This window comes from Microbacterium luteolum, assembly GCF_039533965.1.
GTDB lineage: Bacteria > Actinomycetota > Actinomycetes > Actinomycetales > Microbacteriaceae > Microbacterium > Microbacterium luteolum.
This window is the reverse complement of record NZ_BAAAUN010000001.1, coordinates 2,117,551-2,133,631: the sequence shown is the minus strand read 5'-3', so window position 1 is coordinate 2,133,631 and position 16,081 is coordinate 2,117,551. Positions and strand designations below refer to the sequence as shown.

The following is a 16,081-nucleotide window of genomic DNA, read 5'->3' as shown; positions in this document are numbered from 1 at the left end:
TGGCGCCCTCAGTCTACCGGCCCCGGCACCTCGTCCTACGCGGGGTCGGAGTGGAAGACCGTGTGCAGATCGCCGATGGCCGCGCGCCCGCCGAGGCCGTCGATCTCGAACAGCACCGAGATGCCGACGACGTGGCTGCCGAGTCGTTCGACGAGCTCACGCCCGGCTGCGAGCGTGCCGCCCGTGGCGAGCACGTCGTCGATGAGCAGCACGCGGGATCCGGCGGGCAGATCGTCGTGCATCTCGATCGTGGCGGTGCCGTACTCGAGCGCGTAGTCGACGGATGCCGCCGGCCGCGGCAGCTTGCCCGCCTTGCGGATCGGGATCAGGCCGACCCCGGCGGCGATCGCGGCCGCTCCGGCCAGGATGAAGCCGCGCGCCTCGATGCCGGCGACCACGTCGAACTGGCCGGCGAACGGCTCGATGATCGCCTCGGTCGTGACGCGGAGTGCTTCGGCGTCGGCGAGCAGCGGGGTGATGTCGCGGAAGACGATGCCGGGTTCCGGGTAGTCCGGGATGCTGCGAATCAGGGACGCGGCGCGGACGAGGGCGGGGGAGAGAGCGGCTTCGGGCACCGGGCAAGGCTACCTCGCGTGCGTAACTCAGCAAGAATGCGGCCGATCGGCCCGCGGGACCGGAGTGTTGGGGTGCGGCGGTGAATTCTTGCTGAGTTGTGCACAGCCTCCGGCCCCGACCCGTCCTGCTTGACTTTCGTGGGAGCGCTCCCATAGAGTGACGTCTCAGTTCGTGGGAGCGCTCCCACGAATCCCTGAGCACCACACTGCGCGACCCCCACCACAAAGGAGTGACCTGTGAACACACGTGCCCGCACCCGGATCCTGACGGCAGCCGCCGTGGCATCCGTCTCCGCCCTCGCCCTGGCCGGATGCTCCGGCGCCGCCGGTGGCGACGCCGACGGCGGTGGCGACGAGGACGTCACGCTGACCGTCACCACGTTCGGCACCTTCGGCTACGAAGACCTCTACGACGAGTACGAGAAGGAGCACCCGAACGTCACGATCGAGGCGACCAACATCGACACCGGCGGCAACGCCCGCACCGACGCGTTCACCAAGATCGCGGCCGGCTCCGGCCTCAGCGACGTCGTCGCGATCGAAGAGGGCTGGCTCGGCGCCATCATGGACGTCTCCGACACCTTCGTCGACCTGCGCGACTTCGGCATCGAGGACCGCAAGGCCGACTGGGTCGACTGGAAGTACGGACAGGCGACGGATGCCGAGGGCCGTGTCATCGGCTACGGCACCGACATCGGTCCGAGCGGCATCTGCTACAACGGCGCCGCGTTCGAGGCCGCTGGCCTGCCCAGCGACCGTGAGTCCGTCGCCGAGCTGCTCGACGGCGACTGGGAGAACTACTTCGCCGTCGGCGCCGAGTACACGGCCAAGACCGGCAAGGCCTGGTACGACCACTCCGGCTTCGTCTGGAACGCCATGGTCAACCAGCTCGACGAGGGCTACTACACCGCCGACGGCAAGGTGAACGTCGAGGACAACGCCGAGCTGAAGGAGCGCTTCGAGCTGCTCGGAGCCGCGACCGAGGGCGGCCAGTCCGCTGCGCAGACCGCGTGGGACTGGAACGGCGGGAAGTCGTTCGTCGACGGCACCTTCGCGACCTTCGTGTGCCCGGGCTGGATGCTCGGCGTCGTGCAGGGTCAGGTCGAGGCCGGCGGCGGCGACGCGGCGACCGGCTGGGACTTCGCCGACGTGTTCCCCGGAGGGGCGGCCAACTGGGGCGGCGCGTTCCTGTCGATCCCGGAGAGCTCGCAGCACCAGGAAGCGGCCGCTGAGCTCGCCGACTGGCTGACGCAGCCCGAGCAGCAGGTGAAGCAGTCCGCCGCCGCGGGCAACTTCCCCTCGACCGTCAAGGCGCAGGAGACCCTCGCCTCGGAGGCGACGCCGAACGCGTTCTTCAACGACGCGCCCACCGGCGCGATCCTGGCCGAGCGCGCGAAGGGCGTGGTGGCGCAGTTCAAGGGCGCCGACGACTCCGTGATCCAGGAGAACGTCTTCGGGCCGGCTCTCAGCGGACTCGACCGCGGTGACACCGACACCCAGGGTGCCTGGGATGCCGCGATCAAGCTCCTGAACGAGCTCGTCGACTGACACCCTCGGGCGTTTCGTCTCGCTCGGCTCCGCCGTGCTCGCTCAACGACCGACATCATTCGGTCGTTGAGCGAGCGCAGCGAGACGAAACGCCCACTCCTCGCATCCACCAAGGAAGACCCATGACTCTCACAGAAGAGCGCGCGGCCACGGCATCCGCTCCGTCGCAGAAGACGGATGCCGCGCCGAAGCGGCCGTGGCGCCACAGGCTCTCGCGCTTCGACCAGAACGCGTCTCCGTACTTCTACATCTCCCCGTTCTTCCTGCTGTTCGGGCTCGTCGGACTGTTCCCGCTGCTCTACACCGTGTGGGTGGCGGTGCACGAGTGGGACCTGCTCAAGGGGGAGGGCGACTTCGTCGGCGTCGGCAACTTCGTCGAGATCCTCGGCGACTCGATGTTCTGGAACTCGATCGGCAACACCCTGAGCATCTTCCTGCTCTCCGCGATCCCTCAGCTGGCGGTCGCACTGGTGATCGCCTACCTCCTCGACCGGGGGCTGCGCGCACCGACGTTCTGGCGCATGAGCGTGCTCATCCCGTTCGTCGTCACGCCGGTCGCCGTCGCGATCATCTTCTCGAGCATCTTCAACGAGGCCGACGGTCTCGCCAACAACCTCCTGAACCTCATCGGCATCGCCGACCAGGAGTGGAAGCACAACACGGCGCTGTCGCACATGGCGATCGCGGTGATGGTCAACTTCCGCTGGACCGGGTACAACGCCCTCATCCTCCTCGCCGCGATGCAGTCCGTGCCGCGCGATCTGTACGAGTCCGCGGCGCTCGACGGCGCCGGAGCCGCTCGCCGCTTCTTCTCCATCACCATCCCCACGATCCGTCCGACCCTGATCTTCGTGATCATCACCGCCACGATCGGCGGACTGCAGATCTTCGCCGAGCCGCGCCTCTTCGACGTGTCGACCGCGGGCGGCATCGGCGGCAGCGACCGCCAGTTCCAGACGACCGTGCTGTTCCTCTGGGAGCTCGCCTTCTTCCGCCGCGATCTCGGCGAGGCATCCGCCGTCGCCATCCTGCTCTTCCTGCTCATCGTGGGCATCGGCGTGATCAACTTCCTGATCTCCCGCCGCATCTCCACGGGCAGCGATCCGAAGAACCGGGCCGCGCGCCGCCGCGCCCGCTCGACCCGCAAGGAGGAGGCGCGATGACCGCCACCCAGGCCCTCAGCGTGCCGGAGAAGATCCGCCGCCGCAGCGCGAGCGGAGGGAACGCGGGTATCGGCAGCCGCCCCGGCTTCCTCACCTACGGTCTGCTCGCCGCGTTCATCATCGGCAGCGTGTATCCGCTGTGGTGGTCGGTGGTCGTGGCGAGCGGCACCAACGCCACCCGCGGCGAGACGCTGCCCCTCATCCCCGGCGGCAACTTCCTCGTGAACGCTGCGAAGGTGTTCGACGCGATCCCGTTCTGGCTGGCGCTCGGCAACTCGTTCCTCATCTCGGGCATCATCACGATCTCGGTCGTGACCTTCTCGACGCTCGCCGGCTACGCCTTCGCGAAGCTGCGCTTCAAGGGCCGCGACGGACTCATGATCTTCGTGATCGCGACCATGGCGATCCCGACGCAGCTCGGCATCATCCCGCTGTTCATGCTGATGCGCGAACTCGGCTGGACCGGGTCGATCGGCGCGGTCATCGTGCCGACGCTGGTCACCGCCTTCGGGGTGTTCTTCATGCGGCAGTACCTCGTCGACGTGATCCCGGACGAGCTGATCGAAGCCGCGCGGATGGACGGTGCGAACCAGTTCCGCACCTTCCTCACCGTCGGCTTGCCCGCCGCCCGCCCGGCCATGGCGATCCTCGGACTGTTCACGTTCATGACCGCGTGGACCGACTACCTCTGGCCGCTGATCGTGCTCTCCCCCCAGAACCCGACCCTGCAGACGGCGCTCAGTCAGCTGCAGTCCGGCTACTACATCGACTACTCCATCGTGCTCGCCGGTGCGGTGCTCGCGACCCTCCCGCTGCTCGTGCTCTTCGTGGTCGCGGGCCGCCAGTTGGTCAGTGGCATCATGGCGGGCGCGGTGAAAGGATGACCTCTATGACGCGCCCCTTCCCCTCGAACTTCCTCTTCGGCGCCGCGACGGCGGCGTATCAGATCGAAGGAGCGGCCTTCGAGGACGGGCGCACCGCGTCGATCTGGGATGCGTTCTCGAGGGTGCCGGGGGCCGTCATCGGCGGCGACACCGGAGACATCGCGTGCGACCACTATCACCGCTACGCCGACGATGTCGCCCTCATGACCGAGCTCGGCCTGCAGACGTACCGGTTCTCGACCTCGTGGTCGCGGGTGCGGCCCGACGGCGGCGCCGTGAACGCGAAGGGCGTCGACTTCTACCAGCGTCTGGTCGACGAGCTGCTCGGCGCCGGCATCCTGCCCTGGCTGACCCTCTACCACTGGGACATGCCGCAGGCGCTGCAGGATGCCGGGGGCTGGACGAACCGCGACACGGTCGACCGCTTCCTGGAGTACGTCGGCACCATGCACGACGCGCTCGGTGATCGGGTGAACGTCTGGACGACGTTGAACGAGCCGTGGTGCTCGTCGTTCCTCTCCTACACCGGCGGTGAGCACGCCCCCGGCCACACGAGCATCGCGGAGGGGCTGCTGGCCTCGCACCACCTGCTGCTCGCGCACGGCTCGACGGTGCGCGAGCTGCGCGGTCGCGACGCCTCGCTGGATCTCGGCATCACGCTGAACCACACGGTCGCCGACCCGGCGGATCCGGGGAACCCTGCCGACGTCGACGCCGCCCGCCGCGTCGACGGCCAGTTCAACCGCTGGTTCCTCGACCCGATCTACCGCGGTGCCTACCCCGCGGACATCATCGAGGACATCCGCGCGGTGGATGCGGATGCGGTCTCCCAGTTCGAGGCCGCGGTCCACGACGGCGACCTCGAGACGATCTCGCAGCACATCGACACTCAGGGCGTGAACTACTACCACGGCGACTTCGTGGCGGGCGCGGCTCCCGCCGAGCCGCCGGTGTCGGGCGGTCCTGCGACCGAGCGGAAGGGGCGCAGCCCGTACCCCTCGAGCGACGGCATCCATTCCGTCGAGCGGGGCCTCCCGCGCACCGCGCAGAACTGGGAGGTGCAGCCGGAGGGGCTCACCCGCCTCCTCCAGCGCGTGTGGACCGAGTACGCCGAGCCCGCGGGGACCGTGCTCTACATGACCGAGAACGGCGCGGCCTACGACGACGTCGCGGTGGTCGAGGGCGGCGAGACCCGCGTGCACGACGCGGAGCGCGCCGAGTTCCTGCGCCTGCACCTCGGCGCCGTGCTGGATGCCGCGGATGCGGGCGTCGACGTGCGCGGCTACTTCTACTGGTCGATGTTCGACAATTACGAGTGGGCCTGGGGCTACGACAAGCGATTCGGCATCGTGCGCGTCGACTACGACACGCAGGAGCGGAGCCTGAAGGACTCGGGCAGGGAGTACGCGCGGATCATCGCCGCGCGCGCCCTCTGAGCCGACGTGCCCTTCGAATCGCGTGAATGGTCGCGGCTACGCCCGAAACTCGACCATTCACGCGATTCGAAAGCTCGGTGACGGGAAGCTCCCCGCCGAACAGACAGAATAGGGCGATGGAAGAGTGCGCACGATGATGTCGCCACGGGCGACCATCGAGGAGGTGGCATCCGCCGCGGGGGTGTCCCGGTCGACGGTGTCGCGGGTGGTCAACGGCTCGACGGCGGTGAGTCCCGAGGCGCTCGCCGCGGTGCGCGCAGCCATCGACGAGCTGAGCTACGTGCCCAACCGAGCGGCCCGGTCGCTGGCATCACGGCAGACCCACGCGATCGCCCTGATCGTCCCGGAGGACACCAACCGCTTCTTCGGGGACCCGTTCTTCGCCGCCATCGTCGCGGGCATCACCGGGAAGCTCGGCGGCTCGGACTACCTGCTCAACCTGCTCATCGCCAGCGACGACCCCGGCGACAAGATGACCAGCTTCGTGCGCAACGGGGGTGTCGACGGCGCCCTGATCGTCTCGCACCACACCAGTGACGCGTTCATCGATCGAATCGCGGATGCCGTACCGGTCGTCTACGGCGGACGCCCCGTGCGCCGGCGCGAGACCGACTACGTCGTCGACGTGGACAACGTCGCAGGGGCCGAGAACGCCACTCGCCGACTGATCGACATCGGCCGGACGCGCATCGCGACGGTCTCGGGCACGCCGACCATGGTGTCGTCTATCGACCGCATGCAGGGTTTCCGACGGGCGCTCGCGGATGCCGGGCTGCGGCCGTTCGCGGAGGAGGCCGGCGACTACAGCGAGGCCAGCGGAGCCGATGCCATGCGCCGCATCCTCGCGGGCGGTGCACCCGACGCGGTGTTCGTCGCGAGCGACCTGATGGCGCGGGGCGCGCTCACGGCCCTGCGCTCGGCCGGACTGAGGGTCCCGGAGGACGTGGCCCTCGTCGGTTTCGATGACTCCTCGGTCGCGGTGTCGACCGATCCGCAGCTCACGACGATGCGCCAGCCGATGTACCGGCAGGGTGAGGCGATGGCGGGTGTGCTGCTGGCGCGGCTCGCCGGCGAGGATCCGGCGAACACCACGATCCTGCCGACCGAGCTCGTGGTGCGCGCCTCGGCCTGAGCCGGTCGAACTCCTGCGGCCGATCTCGACTTCTGCGGCCTCATTCGCTCGGAATGGCCGCAGAAGTTCGGAATGGCCGCACAAAGTTCGCGGCACGACCGAGGTGAACACGGCTGTGGCCCTGGCGCCCCCTCCGGGCCAGGCCCACAGCCGTGGGTCTGTGGGTCAGCCGAAGCCGAGCGTGCGCAGGATGCCGCCGCCGAACAGCGAGAAGGCGGTCACTCCCGCCGACAGCAGCAGCACGCCGGCGGTCCCGGCCACGGCGAGGACGGAGATCCCGCGCCCGCCCAGTCGCTGCCCGCGCAGGCCGACCGAGACGCCGGCCCTCGCCGCGATGTCGCCGGCGTCGTCGTCGCGGTACAGCGCGGTGCGTGCGGCGAAGCGGCGGTGGAAATCCTCCGCGAGAGTGATCGCTGCGGCCATGGTCTCGGCGCGATCGAATCGTGTGTTCGCCGGCAGGTAGACATAGAGCCGGTCCGAGACGAGTTCGATCTCGGAACCTGCGCCGAGGTCGAGCACCCGTGCCATGAGATCGGGCGTGAAGATGTACAGCGCGTCCTGCTGGTAGCCCTCCGGCACGATGAGCCGGAAGGTCGAGGCGAACTCGCCCTCGAGGTCCATCCGCGCCGCTCCTCGCCCGAGACCCAGGGTCGGGATGATGCTCCGCCGCTTGTTCGCGAGCACGATGTGGGGCACCGACGAGGGGAGCGGCAGCTCGATGAACGCGAACGGGCGCTGCACGGTCGCCCGCTCCTGACCGCGCGACACCGAGTGGTGCATGCCGAGCTCGAACGGCATCCGCTCGTCGTCGCACGCTACGACCGCGCGCTCCTGCCCGCGGAGGACGCGGGTGAACGCCGCTCCCGGCCGCCGGGTGTGCTCGAGCGAGTCGGCGTAGGCCCATCCGTTCTGCCAGGCGAAGGCGGCGATCTTGACCCGGCGGCTGAGCCCGACCGAATACCAGACGAATCCGACCGCGGCGAGCACGGTGTACCCGACGACGAACACGCCGAGGATGGGCGCGACGGCGAGGATGTCGGTGCGGCCCAGGAACCAGAGGCCCACCAGCATCGCCGCGGCGAACAGCAGCACGGCGATGAGGATCACCACGAAACGGCGATGCGGCGGCATCCGGCAGATGCGCTCGTAGGTGAGGATGTCGCGGAATCCGGCGCTGCGTCGCAGCGGTTCCAGGTCGACGCTCAGCGGCTCCACGACAGCGACGCCCACGGGCCGTTGCGCTTCTCGGTCGCGGCAGCCTTGAAGTCCGACCAGCCGTCACCGAACTTCTCGAACGACTTCTCGTCGACGTTGCCGTCGCTCCAGTGCATGACCCGCCCGGCGACGTAGCTCAGGCCGAAGTCGGCCCATGAGCTGAAGCCGGGGCGCGCGTCGGCATTGATCCGGCGGATGATCTCCCGCGCTTCGCCGACATCGCCGTGGCCCAGCGCCACGCCCCAGGTCGTCATCGCGACGGCCTGACCCAGTGCGTAGCCGTCGAGCGTCTTCACGAACACACCGGGGGACACGATGTCCTTGCCGACGCGCTTGCGCACCTCCGACTCGATGTATTCGATCGCGGTCACGAAGCTGCGCGCATCGCGCTTGTCGCCGCCCTCTTCCACGATCGCCGCGAGCCATTCCTTCGCCTTCGGCGTGCGGCCGAGGCGCTCGGCGAGCGAGGCGCGGACGGCGAGGTAGAGCGTCCACATCTCGCGCCGACGACGGTCGGTGGTGAGGCGCTCGATGTTGTCGAGCCAGTCCTGACGCGAATGCACACCCCACTGGTCGACGAGCACCGACTTCTCCCGCGCGCCGAGACCGGAGGCGGTCGGGTCGTTCCACGGGCCGGACGGGAGGTTCGTGATCTGCAGGAACCCGAGCGCGATCTCGTTCGCCTCGGCGTCGGCCGTGGAGAACTGCTCCGACGGCTTGACCTTGGCGTCCGGAAGGAGCCACACGACGATGAAGAACAACACGACGACGCCGACGATCGCCCAGACCCACCACTGCTCGATGAGCCAGCCGATGATCGAGCCGAGGTCATTGAAGTCGACGCGCGCGAAGGGGTGCATTGCTACTCCTGGGAGGGGTGAATCCGTCGTCGTTCACAGATTGAACGAACATTCAGTGAGTAATCTATACGGCACGGGGAGGATTTCGAAAGCAACGGTCGCAACTCAGGAGGTGGATGCCGCATGGCGCGCTCCGACGAACGGAACAGAGCCGCGCGGGAACGCTCGCGTGAGACGCTCCTCCAGGCGGCGGTCGAGGTCTTCAGCGAACGGGGTGTGGCCGGAGCCAGCATCGCCGAGATCACCTCCCGCGCCGGCGTCGCGCAGGGTCTCGTGAACTATCACTTCGGCGGCAAGGACCAGCTGGTCGCCGCCGTGATCGACCGCTGGTTCGAGACCGTCCTCGGTTTCGCCCGTGTCGAGGGGACGCCTGACGAGGCGCTCGCCGCGGTGATCGACGGCGCCCTCATGGCGACCGCGTACGCGCTGCCGCTGCAGCGGGCCGTGCTCGCGATGCAGCAGCAGCCCGCGACGCACCGACTGTTCGCCGAGTCCGAGGCCCGCCACGAAGAGGCGGCGACGGCCGCGGAGGATGCCGTGCGCGACCTGTTCCGTGCCCGCGGCGCCGACGACCCTGCACTCGAGGAGGTCATGCTGCGGAGCACGCTCGAGGGGATCTTCGTGAAGTTCGCCGTGTTCGGACCGACGTATCCGCTCGAAGAGGCGCGGCAGTGGATGCACCGGCGGTACGGGCTGCCCGCACCCGCCACGCCGATGCCGCTGGCGCCCGTGATCGTGCGCGACGGGCAGCCCCGCCCGCGGGCGACCGGGGCCGTCTGCCCGGGCGACTAGGCCGGGTCGCCGCCGAGCGGACCCACGGCCTCGAGCGGCTTCGGGTCGTCGGCGCCCGTCTTCCGGAGGCGGGCGATCAGGTTGCCGAGGTGGTAGATCAGGATCGCGGCGACGGTCGCGATGACGATGCCGCCGAGCTCGAAGCCGGAGGCCTCGTCCTTGATCATGAATCCGCCGACGGCCATGATCAGCGCGACAGCGGCCGTGTACTGATTCACCGGGCGGGAGAAGTCGACGCGGTTGTCGACCCAGATCTTGATGCCGATCACGCCGATCAGGCCGTAGAGAGCGGTGGTCACGCCGCCGAGCACGCCGGCGGGAACGGAGTTGATGACCTCGCCGAACTTCGGTGACAGGCTCAGGAGGATCGCCGCGGCGCCCGCGACCCAGTAGGCGGCGGTCGAGTAGACCCGCGTCGACGCCATGACGCCGATGTTCTCGCCGTAGGTCGTCGTGCCGGAGCCGCCGAAGAAGCCGGCCAGGGTGGTCGAGACGCCGTCGGCGATCAGAGCCTTCCCGGTCTGCTCGTTGATGGTGCTGTCGCCGGTCATGGTCGCGACGCCGCGGACGTGCCCGACGTTCTCGGCGATCAGGACCAGCACGACCGGGAGGAACATCGCGAGAGCCGTCAGCGTGCCGGGCTCGGTGAAATTCGGGAGGGTGAAGGTCGGAAGTCCGATCCAGTCGGCCTTCTCGACGGCCTCGAAGTTCAGCTCGCCACGGAACGCCGCGAAGATGTACCCCGCGATCACGCCGAGGAAGATCGAGATGCGTCCGAGGAACCCGCGGAAGACCACGGCGAAGATGATCGTGATCGCGAGCGTGAACGTCGCGGTGATCGGCGCCGCCGCGTAGTTGTTGTGCGCCGCGCCCGCGAGGTTGAACCCGATGAGCGCGACGATCGTGCCGGCCAGCACCGGCGGCAGGAAGCGATCGACCCATTTGACGCCGACCGTGTGCACGACCACGCCGATGATCGCGAGCAGCACGCCGACGGCGACGATGCCGGCGAGCGCGGTCCCCATGTTCGCGGATGCCGTCGCCGCCGTCACCGGCGCGATGAAGGCGAACGACGAACCGAGGTAGCTGGGCAGCTTGTTGCGGGTGACGAGCAGGAACATGATCGTGCCGACGCCGCTGAAGAGCAGCGTCGTGGCGACCGGGAAGCCGGTGATGATCGGCACGAGGAACGTGGCGCCGAACATCGCGATCACGTGCTGGAGGCCGATCGCGATCGTGGCCGGCCAGTTCAGGCGCTCATCCGGGCGCACGACGGCGCCGGGCTCGAGCGTGCGGCCGTTTCCATGCAGCTTCCACAGGGCCATGCGGGCTCCTCAGGTTCGGGGGATGGTCGCTCGGGGGTCGCGACCGGGCTGGAGCCACACTACCGATTCCTGAGTGTTCGCTGGGTGCTTCTACGGCGACTGCTTCTCGTATGCGCTCGCCATCACCCGTGACGAACCGCTGCTGTTCACGGGCGACGGCTTCATCCACACCGATGTGCGGCGCGTCGAGTAGCCCGCGGACTCACGCCCCGAGGCGCTCGATCAGCTCGCGGTAGCGGTCGGCCGTGCGCTCGACGATGTCTTCGGGAAGCAGTGGCGGCTCGCCCTGCTTGTCCCAGTTCGCGGCCAGCCAGTCGCGCACGATCTGCTTGTCGAAGCTGGCCATCCGCTCGCTCGGGGTGGTGCCCGTCTTCCAGGCCTCGGCATCCCAGTAGCGGGACGAGTCGCTCGTGAGCACCTCGTCGGCCAGGCGCAGCACCCCGTCGCCGTCCGTCCCGAACTCGAACTTGGTGTCGGCGAGGATCAGGCCCTTGTCCTCGGCGATCGCGGCGGCACGGGTGTAGATCGCGAGTGAGGCGTCGCGCAGTTCGGCGGCGCGCTCGGGGCCGACGAGCTCGACCACCTTCTCGAAGGTGATGTTCTCGTCGTGCTCACCCATCGGCGCCTTGTAGGCGGGGGTGAACAGCGGTTCCGGCAGGCGGTCGCCGTTCTGCAGGCCGGCGGGCAGCGGGATGCCGCAGACGGTGCCGCTCTCCTGGTACTCCGCCCATCCGGAACCGGTGATGTAGCCGCGCACGACGCATTCGATCGGCAGCATCTCGAGCGACTGCGCCAGCATGGCGCGGTCGGCGACGGATTCCGGGATCGCGCCGTCGGCGAGATGGTTGGGCACGTCGGAGAGCTGCGCGAACCACCAGCGGCTGAGCCGGGTGAGCAGGGCGCCCTTCTCGGGGATGCCGGGGGAGAGCACGAAGTCGAAGGCGCTCACGCGGTCGGAGGCGACCACGAGGATGCGCGTGTCCGCCGGATCCTCGGAGGCATGCAGGTCGCGGACCTTGCCCGAGTAGATGTGCCGCCAGCCGGGAATGGTCCGTGCCGTGCCTTCTGATGAGGTGCTCACCCGCCCATTATCCCGGTTCGTCGCGGCTCATGTCGGCGCGGGTGCCTAGCCTGGATGCGTGAGTGACGACACCTTCACCGAGCGCCTTCGACTGGCGCGTCCCGTCTCGGGCGACCTCGACGCCCTGTTCCCGATCCAGACCGATCCTCGGGTGTGGACGCATTATCCGAGCCTCCGGCACACTGACCCGGCGCAGACCCTCGAGATGATCGAGAGGTGGAGGCGCAGCTGGGCCGAAGCCGGTCTCGGCTCGTGGGTCGCTCGTCTGCGCGACACGGACGAGGTCGTCGGGAACGGCGGATGCACGCTGTTGGGCGGTCGGGTGTGGAACGTCGGCTACCGGATCTCGGCCGACCACCACGGTCGCGGACTCGCGACCGAGCTGGCGCGCGCCGGGATCGAGCGTGCGCGCGCGATCGATCCCGATCGTCCGATGATCGCGTACCTGGTCGAGCACAACACGGCGTCGGCGCACGTCGCCGAGAAGCTCGGCCTCGCTCTCGTGCACCGCGGACCCGACGCGGGCAACCCCGATCCATCGGTCGTTCGCCTCGTCTACGCAGACCGGCCGCTGACCCTGGCACAGCTCGACGCCGCGCTGCGGTGAGCGCGACGCGGCCGCGGCTTGTCCCCGCGCGTCGCTGGGCGTATAGTCCATGTGGACTAATCGAGGTGGAACATGAAGGATACCGTGGATCGGCTCACTCCCATGGGAGTGATGGTGCTCGCGCTGCTGCGCGAGGCCGACATGCACCCCTATGAGATGGTGCGGCTCATGCGCGCGCGCCACGACGACCGGCTGATCACCATCACGAACGGCACGCTTTACCACACGGTGGCTCGCCTCCAGAAGGCCGGACTCATCGACGAACTCGGCACCGATCGCGACGGCAATCGTCCGGAGCGCACGACCTACACCCTCATGGATGCCGGACGAGACGCCGTCATCGCGTGGGTGCGCCGTGAGCTCCCGCGAGTGGATCGCCCTGCCGAATTCCGCGTCGCGCTCGCCGAAGCGCACAACCTCGAGCGGGACGATCTCCGGGAGCTGCTGCACGAGCGTCGGGCCGCGCTGTTCGCCGACCACCGGACGCATTACGACGGACTCCATTCATCCAGGGCCAAGGGCGTCCCCGAACAGGTCATGGTCGAGATCGAGCGCCAGGAGGCCCTCCTCGAGGCCGAACTGCGCTGGCTCGACTCCCTGCTCGCCCGCCTCGACGCCGACAGCATCCCCTGGGGTCCGTCGGCTTTCTCCCCTTCAGACCGCTACCTCGCTCAGCGAAAGGCTGCACAGCAATGACCGAATCACGACAGGCCGCCGGCCCCGAGACCGGGCCGTTCGCCACGGGGAACGCGCCGAAGAGCCCGTGGCCCGCCCTCTGGGCGCTCGTCATCGGCTTCTTCATGATCCTCGTCGACACGACGATCGTCTCGGTGGCGAACCCGGCCATCAAAGCGGCGCTCGATCCGAACACGAACAACCTCGACAACGTGGTGTGGGTCACGAGCGCATATCTGCTGACCTACGCCGTCCCTCTTCTCATCACCGGACGCCTCGGCGATCGCTTCGGCCCGAAGAACATCTACCTCATCGGTCTCGCCGTCTTCACGCTCGCCTCGCTCTGGTGCGGTCTGTCGACCTCGCTGGAAGGGCTGATCGTCGCCCGCGCGGCACAGGGACTCGGTGCCGCATTCATGACCCCGCAGACCATGGCGGTGATCACCCGCACCTTCCCGCCGAATCGCCGCGGCGCCGCGATGGGGCTGTGGGGCGCGACCGCGGGTGTCGCGACGCTCGTCGGCCCGCTGCTCGGCGGCGTGCTCGTCGACAGCCTCGGTTGGGAATGGATCTTCTTCGTCAACCTGCCCGTCGGCGTCATCGCCTTCGTCGCCGCATGGATCCTCGTGCCGCGCCTGAAGACGCACCCGCACCGCTTCGACATCCTCGGCGTCGTGCTCAGCGCGGCCGCGATCTTCCTCGTGGTCTTCGGTCTGCAGGAGGGCGAGAAGTACGACTGGGGCGTCATCTGGGGCCCGATCTCGGTGTGGGGCCTGATCATCGCCGGCATCGTCGTGCTCGCGCTGTTCATCCTGCAGCAGTGGAAGACCAAGAGCGAGGCGCTCGTGCCGCTCGACCTGTTCCGTGACCGCAACTTCTCCGGCGCCAACGTCGCGATCGCCGCGGTCGGCTTCGCCGTGACGAGCATGTCGCTGCCGCTGATGTTCTTCCTGCAGATCGCCCGGGGGCTCGCCCCGACCCAGGCCGCCCTGCTGATGATCCCGATGGCCGTGCTGTCCGGTGTGCTCGCCCCGCTCGCCGGGCGGATCCTCGACCGCACCGACCCGCGGTTCATCCTGATCCCCGGCCTCATCGCCTTCGCGGCGGCGCTGTTCTGGTACTCGTCGCTGGTGAACATGGACACCCCGATCTGGATGTTCCTGTTCCCGTCGGCCCTCCTCGGGATCGGCAGCGCGGGCATGTGGGGACCGCTCGCGACGACGGCCACGCGGATGCTGCCGATGCGCCAGGCCGGAGCCGGCGCCGGCATCTACAACACCACGCGCACGATCGGCTCGGTCGTGGGCTCCGCCGCCATCGCGACCTTCATGCAGGCGCGGCTCGAGGCGAACCTGCCGGGCATGGGGGATGCCGCGGGTTCGATCGGCTCGGGCGGCGATCTGCCCGCGGCGGTCGCCGAAGGCTTCGCGGCCGGCATGTCGCAGGCGATCCTGCTCCCGGCCGTCGTGATCCTGGTGGCGCTCGTCGCCTCGCTGTTCCTGCGCGGAGCTCCGAAGGGCGCGCCCGCCGCACAGCCCGACGTCACGGCATCCGCACCGATCGAGTAGTTCGCGCCTCGAGAACGCACCCGTCCCTCCTGCGGGCGGGTGCGTTCTCGCGGTCGGCCAGAATCCGGCACCACTCCCGCACACGCGGCGCTCCGAGGAGCTTTTCTACCGGTCGTGGGATGTCGACGTGAGGGACCGCAGAGCAGGCGATGCAGCGACGCTGGCCTCGACCGATGCCGACGGTCATGCGCGTGCGCGGGTACCGATTCTTCTTCTACAGCAATGAGGGATCGGAGCCGCCGCATGTGTACGTCGAACGGGCAGAATTCACTGCCAAGTTCTGGTTGAGGCCCGTAGAATCGGCGGCGAGAACAAGGTTCAGCGGTCGGGAGCTCCGTTTGCTGCATCGCATCGTCGAGCTACGGCGCGACCTGATCGAGGAGGCGTGGGATGAGTACTTCGGTTGATGACGCCGTGGCCATCGGCGTCGTGATCGACGATCAGGAATTGCACGTTCGCATCAAGGACGGACGCACGATCAGTGCGCCCCTCGAGTGGTTCCCCCGGCTCGCGAGCGCGACCCCCGCAGAGCGCCTCGATTGGCGTCTGATCGGCGCAGGGGAAGGCATCCACTGGCGTGGGCTGGATGAGGACATCGCGATCTCCGCTCTGCTCCGGGGGCGATGATCGTTTTGCGTCTCTGCCGACGATCGTGATGTCATCGGCGGATGACGATCGACCTCATCCGACCGACCACCGACCTCTTCGACAGCTGGGCCGCCGCGGTCGCCGAGTTCGGTGATGTGCACGTCGACGGTTCCGGATTGCGGTCGCCGGTCAGCCCCGACCGTGAGACTCTCGACGCTCTCATCGAGAAGGCGCTGCTGCACGCCGACACCTCGGCAGAGCTCCCGGAGGGTCTCGTGCACGAGGACCTCCTCTGGATCGTCGACGAGGGAGAGGTCATCGGCTTTCTCTCGTTCCGGCACGAGCTCAATGCTTGGCTCCGTGAGGCGGGCGGCCACATCGGCTACTCGGTCCGCGCATCGCGACGACGTCAGGGTCACGCGTCGGCTGCCCTCGCCCTCGGGCTCGACCGTGCCCGTGCGATGGGCCTCGACAGGGTGCTCATCACGTGCGACGTCGACAACATCGCATCCGCGCGCACGATCGAGAAGGCGGGCGGCGTGCTGCAGGACGTGAGCGACCAGTCCGAGCGCGGGCAGGGGATGCTGCGGCGATACTGGATCGCCCTGCGGCCCGGCGTGTGAACGGCTGCC

18 protein-coding genes are annotated in these 16,081 nt (G+C 68.7%); 13 read left to right on the top strand and 5 right to left on the bottom strand.

Going from position 1 to position 16,081, the window contains the following annotated elements:
- Positions 1-35: 35 nt before the first annotated feature.
- Positions 36-575 carry an adenine phosphoribosyltransferase gene (locus tag ABD648_RS10240; protein WP_282214850.1) on the bottom strand — a complete coding sequence of 180 codons (540 nt, stop codon included), beginning with the start codon at positions 573-575 and terminating at the stop codon, positions 36-38.
- A gap of 237 nt (positions 576-812) precedes the next feature.
- Between ABD648_RS10240 and ABD648_RS10235 the strand changes: the two genes are divergently transcribed.
- The 5 genes from ABD648_RS10235 to ABD648_RS10215 all read left to right on the top strand — a co-directional run bounded on the left by ABD648_RS10235 (position 813) and on the right by ABD648_RS10215 (position 6,738).
- Positions 813-2,123 (top strand): ABC transporter substrate-binding protein, encoded by a 1,311-nt coding sequence (locus ABD648_RS10235; protein WP_282214849.1) that lies wholly within the window; start codon positions 813-815, stop codon positions 2,121-2,123.
- Between the two features lie 122 nt (positions 2,124-2,245).
- Positions 2,246-3,286: a carbohydrate ABC transporter permease gene (locus ABD648_RS10230; RefSeq protein ID WP_282214848.1), complete on the top strand. Its 1,041-nt coding sequence runs from the start codon at positions 2,246-2,248 to the stop codon at positions 3,284-3,286.
- Positions 3,283-4,170: a carbohydrate ABC transporter permease gene (locus ABD648_RS10225; protein WP_282214847.1), complete on the top strand. Its 888-nt coding sequence runs from the start codon at positions 3,283-3,285 to the stop codon at positions 4,168-4,170. The genes ABD648_RS10230 and ABD648_RS10225 overlap by 4 nt, the downstream gene beginning before the upstream one ends.
- 5 nt (positions 4,171-4,175) lie before the next feature.
- On the top strand, positions 4,176-5,606 hold the full coding sequence (locus tag ABD648_RS10220; protein WP_282214846.1) for a GH1 family beta-glucosidase: 1,431 nt from the start codon (positions 4,176-4,178) through the stop codon (positions 5,604-5,606).
- Positions 5,607-5,742: 136 nt separating this feature from the next.
- Positions 5,743-6,738, top strand: coding sequence for a LacI family DNA-binding transcriptional regulator (locus tag ABD648_RS10215; RefSeq protein ID WP_282217539.1), 996 nt, complete (start codon positions 5,743-5,745; stop codon positions 6,736-6,738).
- A 165-nt stretch (positions 6,739-6,903) separates the two neighbouring features.
- Here the strand turns inward: ABD648_RS10215 and ABD648_RS10210 are convergent, their stop codons facing one another.
- Positions 6,904-7,968 (bottom strand): hypothetical protein, encoded by a 1,065-nt coding sequence (locus ABD648_RS10210; protein WP_282214845.1) that lies wholly within the window; start codon positions 7,966-7,968, stop codon positions 6,904-6,906.
- Positions 7,941-8,813: a DUF1266 domain-containing protein gene (locus ABD648_RS10205; protein ID WP_282214844.1), complete on the bottom strand. Its 873-nt coding sequence runs from the start codon at positions 8,811-8,813 to the stop codon at positions 7,941-7,943. Before ABD648_RS10205 ends, ABD648_RS10210 begins: the two co-directional genes overlap by 28 nt.
- A 123-nt stretch (positions 8,814-8,936) precedes the next feature.
- On the opposite strand from ABD648_RS10205, the gene ABD648_RS10200 reads away from it, so the two are divergent.
- The gene (locus tag ABD648_RS10200) at positions 8,937-9,605 is read left to right on the top strand and encodes a TetR/AcrR family transcriptional regulator (protein ID WP_282214843.1); all 669 of its coding nucleotides are present in this window, start codon (positions 8,937-8,939) and stop codon (positions 9,603-9,605) included.
- On the opposite strand, the gene ABD648_RS10195 is transcribed toward ABD648_RS10200, so the two are convergent.
- Positions 9,602-10,930 carry a uracil-xanthine permease family protein gene (locus ABD648_RS10195; RefSeq protein ID WP_282214842.1) on the bottom strand — a complete coding sequence of 443 codons (1,329 nt, stop codon included), beginning with the start codon at positions 10,928-10,930 and terminating at the stop codon, positions 9,602-9,604. The genes ABD648_RS10200 and ABD648_RS10195 overlap by 4 nt on opposite strands.
- 73 nt (positions 10,931-11,003) lie before the next feature.
- Between ABD648_RS10195 and ABD648_RS10190 the strand changes: the two genes are divergently transcribed.
- A complete protein-coding gene (locus ABD648_RS10190; RefSeq protein WP_282214841.1) occupies positions 11,004-11,123 on the top strand; it encodes a type II toxin-antitoxin system VapC family toxin in 120 nt (39 codons plus the stop codon).
- A gap of 9 nt (positions 11,124-11,132) precedes the next feature.
- Here the strand turns inward: ABD648_RS10190 and ABD648_RS10185 are convergent, their stop codons facing one another.
- Positions 11,133-12,011, bottom strand: coding sequence for a phosphoribosylaminoimidazolesuccinocarboxamide synthase (locus ABD648_RS10185; protein ID WP_282214840.1), 879 nt, complete (start codon positions 12,009-12,011; stop codon positions 11,133-11,135).
- Positions 12,012-12,069: 58 nt separating this feature from the next.
- Here ABD648_RS10185 and ABD648_RS10180 point away from each other — a divergent pair, with 58 nt between their 5' ends.
- The 6 genes from ABD648_RS10180 (at position 12,070) to ABD648_RS10155 (ending at position 16,072) form a co-directional block, all read left to right on the top strand.
- Positions 12,070-12,618 carry a GNAT family N-acetyltransferase gene (locus ABD648_RS10180; protein ID WP_282214839.1) on the top strand — a complete coding sequence of 183 codons (549 nt, stop codon included), beginning with the start codon at positions 12,070-12,072 and terminating at the stop codon, positions 12,616-12,618.
- Positions 12,619-12,690: 72 nt separating this feature from the next.
- Positions 12,691-13,314 carry a PadR family transcriptional regulator gene (locus tag ABD648_RS10175; protein ID WP_282214838.1) on the top strand — a complete coding sequence of 208 codons (624 nt, stop codon included), beginning with the start codon at positions 12,691-12,693 and terminating at the stop codon, positions 13,312-13,314.
- Positions 13,311-14,861: a DHA2 family efflux MFS transporter permease subunit gene (locus ABD648_RS10170; protein WP_282214837.1), complete on the top strand. Its 1,551-nt coding sequence runs from the start codon at positions 13,311-13,313 to the stop codon at positions 14,859-14,861. Before ABD648_RS10175 ends, ABD648_RS10170 begins: the two co-directional genes overlap by 4 nt.
- Positions 14,862-15,034: 173 nt before the next feature.
- Complete coding sequence (locus ABD648_RS10165; protein WP_282214836.1) at positions 15,035-15,268, top strand: DUF4160 domain-containing protein; 234 nt, start codon at positions 15,035-15,037, stop codon at positions 15,266-15,268.
- The gene (locus ABD648_RS10160) at positions 15,252-15,488 is read left to right on the top strand and encodes a DUF2442 domain-containing protein (protein ID WP_282214835.1); all 237 of its coding nucleotides are present in this window, start codon (positions 15,252-15,254) and stop codon (positions 15,486-15,488) included. Before ABD648_RS10165 ends, ABD648_RS10160 begins: the two co-directional genes overlap by 17 nt.
- 41 nt (positions 15,489-15,529) lie before the next feature.
- Positions 15,530-16,072: a GNAT family N-acetyltransferase gene (locus tag ABD648_RS10155; RefSeq protein ID WP_282214834.1), complete on the top strand. Its 543-nt coding sequence runs from the start codon at positions 15,530-15,532 to the stop codon at positions 16,070-16,072.
- The last annotated feature ends 9 nt before the right edge of the window (positions 16,073-16,081 follow it).